The 4,744-nt window shown below is 61.5% G+C and carries 6 protein-coding genes; 4 read left to right on the forward strand and 2 right to left on the reverse strand.

Annotated elements, in window-relative coordinates; translation table 11 throughout:
- Positions 1–162: 162 nt before the first annotated feature.
- The 4 genes from NW846_RS12180 (at position 163) to NW846_RS12195 (ending at position 2,424) form a co-directional block, all read left to right on the forward strand.
- On the forward strand, positions 163–708 hold the full coding sequence (locus NW846_RS12180) for an NAD(P)H-quinone oxidoreductase subunit J (protein WP_011430813.1): 546 nt from the start codon (positions 163–165) through the stop codon (positions 706–708).
- A 47-nt stretch (positions 709–755) separates the two neighbouring features.
- The gene (locus NW846_RS12185) at positions 756–929 is read left to right on the forward strand and encodes a hypothetical protein (protein WP_011430814.1); all 174 of its coding nucleotides are present in this window, start codon (positions 756–758) and stop codon (positions 927–929) included.
- A gap of 62 nt (positions 930–991) precedes the next feature.
- A complete protein-coding gene (locus tag NW846_RS12190) occupies positions 992–2,167 on the forward strand; it encodes a class I SAM-dependent methyltransferase (protein ID WP_049749829.1) in 1,176 nt (391 codons plus the stop codon).
- Complete coding sequence (locus tag NW846_RS12195; RefSeq protein ID WP_041438445.1) at positions 2,164–2,424, forward strand: SemiSWEET family sugar transporter; 261 nt, start codon at positions 2,164–2,166, stop codon at positions 2,422–2,424. The genes NW846_RS12190 and NW846_RS12195 overlap by 4 nt, the downstream gene beginning before the upstream one ends.
- 67 nt (positions 2,425–2,491) lie before the next feature.
- Here NW846_RS12195 and NW846_RS12200 read toward each other — a convergent pair whose 3' ends face one another.
- Positions 2,492–3,982 (reverse strand): Ig-like domain-containing protein, encoded by a 1,491-nt coding sequence (locus tag NW846_RS12200; RefSeq protein ID WP_011430817.1) that lies wholly within the window; start codon positions 3,980–3,982, stop codon positions 2,492–2,494.
- A 134-nt stretch (positions 3,983–4,116) separates the two neighbouring features.
- On the reverse strand, positions 4,117–4,662 hold the full coding sequence (locus tag NW846_RS12205; RefSeq protein ID WP_414346919.1) for a hypothetical protein: 546 nt from the start codon (positions 4,660–4,662) through the stop codon (positions 4,117–4,119).
- Positions 4,663–4,744 lie beyond the last annotated feature (82 nt).

Consider the following 4,744-nt stretch of genomic DNA (forward strand, 5'->3'; position numbering starts at 1 on the left):
TGCCGGAGATCATCACCGGCAAGTATCTGGAGAGCGAGACCCGCCAAGCTCCTCCACCGGAACTGGCGGCGGCTATTGGCCTGCCGGTGCCTCCGGCCTTGCAGACTGCCGACTTCAAGCAGGCGGAACAGCAGCTCAAAGCTTTGCGGGGAGGGATGTGAGATGACAGAGGACAAAGCCCAGCAAAAGCCGTCCTCGACAGCCGAGCCGACAGAGCCGTTGGCGACGCTGGAACGGGGGCCGGTTTCCCAGTTTCTCGCTGATAACGGCTTTGACCATCAGTACCTGGGCAGAGATGCCGCCGGGGTGGAGCTGCTGGAGGTGGAGCGGGATTTTCTCTTGCCTGTGTGTACTGCCCTCTATGCCTACGGCTTCAATTACCTGGAGTGCCAGTGCGGCTACGACCTGGGGGCAGGGCAACCCCTGGTCAGCCTCTATCACCTGATCAAACTGGCGGACGGGGCAGATCGGCCGCAGGAGGTGCGGGTTCAGGTGAAGCTGCCCCGCCAAGATCCGCGGGTGCCCTCGGTGTACTGGATCTGGAAGTCGGCGGACTGGCAGGAGCGGGAGACCTATGACATGTACGGCATCATCTTTGAGGGACACCCCAACTTGAAGCGGATCTTGATGCCGGAAGACTGGATTGGGTGGCCGCTGCGCAAGGACTATATCACGCCTGACTTCTATGAGTTGCAGGACGCTTACTAGGGGGGATCCCTTAACCGGCTGAGCAGCGTTCGCAGGACGTGAGAGAAATGTGGCCTTTTTTGCTCTTGGCAATCTACGCAGGGGGAGTTTGGTACTCAGCCCGCAAGGCGGATCGCATCTACTCAGGCTCTGGAAAGTGGGCGGTGTCGGCCCTCTGGCCACTGCTGCTCTTGACCAACCGCCAGTTTCGCCAAAATTGGCGTCGTCCCTTGAACAAGTGAGTCTATCCCCATTGGTAAGCCCTTCTAGGCAAGACTTAGGCTTGGGCAATCCGGATTTGCCCTTGTCGCCCTCGCAGGCCGACCGGAGGTTGCCAGAGCTGATCGGCAGCCGCATTCGCGCCCGAGGACCCGTGACCTTTGCCCAGTTCATGGAGTGGGCCCTCTACGAGCCAGGTCTGGGTTACTACGAGCGGGAGCATCTCCCCCTCGGCTGGGACTATCGCACCTCCCCTCACTTGGCGGCGGATTTTGCCCAACTGTTGGCTGAGCAGATCTTCCAGTTCTGGCACATTTTGGGATCCCCTCCCCATTTTGCGGTGATTGAGATGGGGGCGGGCAGCGGGCGCCTGGCCGAAGATTGGCTGGCCTATGTGTGCTCCAATTGGCCCGACTTCTGGCAAGCCCTGGAGTACGGGATCCTCGAGCGCTCTGCTTTTTTGCGGCGGCTACAGCAGGAGCGCTTGGCCGGCTATGGCGAGAAGGTGCGCTGGCTAGAGTGGGACGAGATCCCAGATGGTTCGGTAACCGGCTGTTTTTTTTCCAACGAGCTGGTGGACGCCTTCCCAGTCCATCGGGTGCAGGTGCAGGCGGGGGCCTTGCGAGAAATCTACGTGGATTGGGCGGAGGGGGAGGGCTTCCGAGAAGTGTTAGGGGATCTCTCTACGCCCGCGCTGGAAGCGTACTTTGCCCGCCTGGGGATCCCGATTGCCACCTATCCCTCCGGCTACCAAACGGAGGTCAACCTCAAGGCCCTAGAGTGGCTCCAGCTTCTGGCCCGCAAGCTGCGGCGGGGCTACGTGCTCACCCTTGACTACGGCCACACCGCCCAGCGCTACTACAGCCCCCAGCGCTTCCAGGGCACGCTCCTGGCCTACCGCCAACACGGCACCTACGCGGATCCCTATGTCTGGGTGGGATCCCAAGATCTCACTGCCCACGTGGACTTTACCACCTTGCAGCAGGTGGGGGAGTCTCTGGGGCTCAAGTGCCTGGGCTTCACCCAGCAGAGCTGCTTTTTGGTGAACCTGGGATTGGCGGAAAGGCTGGCCGCCCTCGGCCAAGTTGGCGACGAGGGGGGGGATCTGGGCCAGGTGTTGCAACGGCGACATGCCCTTCACGCTCTGCTGGATCCGCTGGGGTTGGGGAGCTTTGGGGTGTTGCTGCAGGCCAAGGGCTTGAGCGAGGCGGAAGCGGCCCAGCCGCTGCAGGGCTTTGTCGAGCCGGAGCTACACTTATGAACCTCACCTTTTGGGTGGGCCTATCGGCTGCTGCTCTGACCACTGCCAGTTTCTTCCCGCAAGCCTGGAAAACTTGGCATAGCCAAAAGGCGGACGATTTTTCTTGGAGCTACCTGCTGCTGTTTGGGGCAGGGATCCTGATGTGGGATCTGTACGGCCTGTTGCGCCAAGATGCGGTCATCCTGCTTGCCAACACGGTAACCCTGGCGCTGGTGGGAGTGATTATCCTAACCAAACTGAGAACCTCGGCTCGCTAGGGGGAGAGGGGAGTTGCTCTGCATCTGGCCTGGGTTTTAGGCCTTGCTTGCCTAGAACTCCTCCTGACTAAGGGATCCAGGCCAGTGCGCTGCTGCTCAGCGGCAGGCGGCGACGGCTGTTGGGGATCGGCAGCCCATCTTGCAAGTCCACCAGCCACACTTGCCCGCTGCGGATCGCTTGCCCAGTGCGGCTAAAGGGGGCCCAGGGATCCGGGATCTCCTCTTGCAAGGGCTCCAAAAGCGTGTAGGCCAACAGGCGGCCGTCAGGGGAAAGGCTGAAGTCCAGCTCAAAGGGATAGTCGGCCCGCCCCACCTCTACGGTCTTGCCCGCCGGGGCCGCGCCGCCGCTGCCGAACACCACTGCCAGCAAGCGGGGGGACTCGGTGTAGGCCAGAGATGCCAACGCGCCCTCACCAACAAACTCGGCCTCGCTGACCAAGCCGTAAAAGACGGGTGCCCTCGGCGAAAAAGCTCCTTTGGTTACGGATCCCTCGGTAACCCAAATCTCCTCGCTGGTGCCGGTATTGCTGACGATAAAGAGGCTGCGGGTGTAGTCGGGATTGAAGCGCAGCAAAGCCCCGAAAGCCCCATCGGGACGGATGGCCAAGGTTTGGCCGAACTGGGCCAAAAAGCTCTCCGCTGCCGCCCGCGGCTGCAAGGGCACAATCCCCACCCCCTGCCCCTGGGAGATGAGCAGGCTGCTCTCATCAGGGCTGATGAAAAAGTCTCCCCCCAAAGCCGTATCCAGATCCAGCCGCTCAAAGGGATCCCGGCTCCTTTTCTGGATCCACAGTTCCGTCTGGACGGGAGCCAGGGGATCCCGTTGCAGGGGGATCCGCTCCGCTACCACCAGCTCCCCCGTCGGCGAGACCTGGAAGCGCAGGTTTTGGTAGCCCTGGTGGTCCAGCAGCAACCGGGAAGACAGATCCTCCAGATCCAGGCGGTAGAGATCCTGCTGCTGGATGGTGCTGGCGGTGGCAAAGTAGTAGACGAAGCGGCCATCGGCGCTGGGCTGCATCTGGGTAACCTTCAGCCCCGCCGGCGTCAGCAAAGTGGTGGATCCCGTCTCCAGGTTAAAGAGCAACAGCCGCCCCCGTTGGTCTGCTTCCGTGCCGATCCCCAACAACTGCCGATCCGGCGTGCGAAACTCGCCCTCAAAAGGCCGCGCCATGGGCTGGCCCCGCTCATCCACGGCTGCCTGCAGGCGCACCCGGTAGGTCTGGCCGTAGGGGGCCGGCTCTGTCAGCGTCCAAAAAAAGCGGCGGCCCAGCTTGCGCATCCGGCCCGGCAGAGGCGGCTGGATCTCCAGGTTGGCCGCAACGCTGTCCGCATCCATAGGGCGGTTGAAGGTCAGCACCATCTGCAGTTCCTGGGATCCCACCCGCTGCTGTTGCCAGTTAAAGTCCCGCACATAGGGGGCCGTGTGGTTGCCCAGCAAAAATAAGATCACCCCAACCGCCAAGTTGCAGAGGGTGATCCCGGCCACCCAGCGATCCAGGGGCTGGGTCAGCCCTCGCTGCAGAGCTGCATAGAAGCGACGTGCCGGCCAGGCAGACATCCGAGTCGTACAGTTTTCGACCTCTCAAACCAGATTAAGACACTTCCCAGGCACTCCGCGCCACTGCCCTCACCCCCAACCCCTCTCCCAGAGGGAGAGGGGAGTTGGGATTGGTCGGGAACGGGAAAACGGCTCTACTGCAGCATGACGAATAGAAAGTCTTCCAACGCCGTCAGGAAGGTCAGCACCTCGTCAGTTGCCTGTTCTTCCGTCAGGGATCCCAACTCGACGACCCGCTGAATCAGCTTTGCCACCGGAGTTGGCCCCTGCAGCAGCGGGGCCAGCCATTTCACCTTCTCGGCAGGGATGCGGATCCGCCCGTGGGTGGCCCCTGTCCACTGCATTTCGTAGGTGCAGTTCTCTTGCAGGGCCTTGTTGTACTCCTGGTGGAAGCGAGCGTTGTCCATCAGCAGGGGGTTGAATTGCACGGATCCCGCCAACCAATCTGCATCCGTCCAAGGTAGCACCAGGGAAGAGCCGGCGTGCTCGGCCCAAAAGTCGATGAGGCGATGGGCAGGCCGGATCAGCTCGTAGAGGTGCAGCCGCTCCATGACGCTGAGGGTTTCCAGCCGTTGCCGCACAAACTCCGGCACTTGCTTAAAGAGAGACTCCAGCGACCAGTCGGGCATATCCACCAGGCTTAAAAAGCCCAACCCCGCCTGCTGCAACATGCCAAACACCTCGGGGATCGTGAATCCCTTGTCGTTGGAGCATGACTCTAGTCAATGATATGCTGGACTATACTGAAAATAATGTACAATA

The organism is Synechococcus sp. W60.3, assembly GCF_047502615.1.
In the GTDB taxonomy this organism is placed as follows: domain Bacteria; phylum Cyanobacteriota; class Cyanobacteriia; order Thermostichales; family Thermostichaceae; genus Thermostichus.

Coding starts and splice junctions, on each gene's coding strand:
- NW846_RS12195 (WP_041438445.1), top strand. CDS start 2,164: ATGAACCTCACCTTTTGGGTGGGCCTATCGGCTGCTGCTCTGACCACT.
- NW846_RS12185 (WP_011430814.1), top strand. CDS start 756: ATGTGGCCTTTTTTGCTCTTGGCAATCTACGCAGGGGGAGTTTGGTAC.
- NW846_RS12200 (WP_011430817.1), bottom strand. CDS start 3,982: ATGTCTGCCTGGCCGGCACGTCGCTTCTATGCAGCTCTGCAGCGAGGG.
- NW846_RS12180 (WP_011430813.1), top strand. CDS start 163: ATGACAGAGGACAAAGCCCAGCAAAAGCCGTCCTCGACAGCCGAGCCG.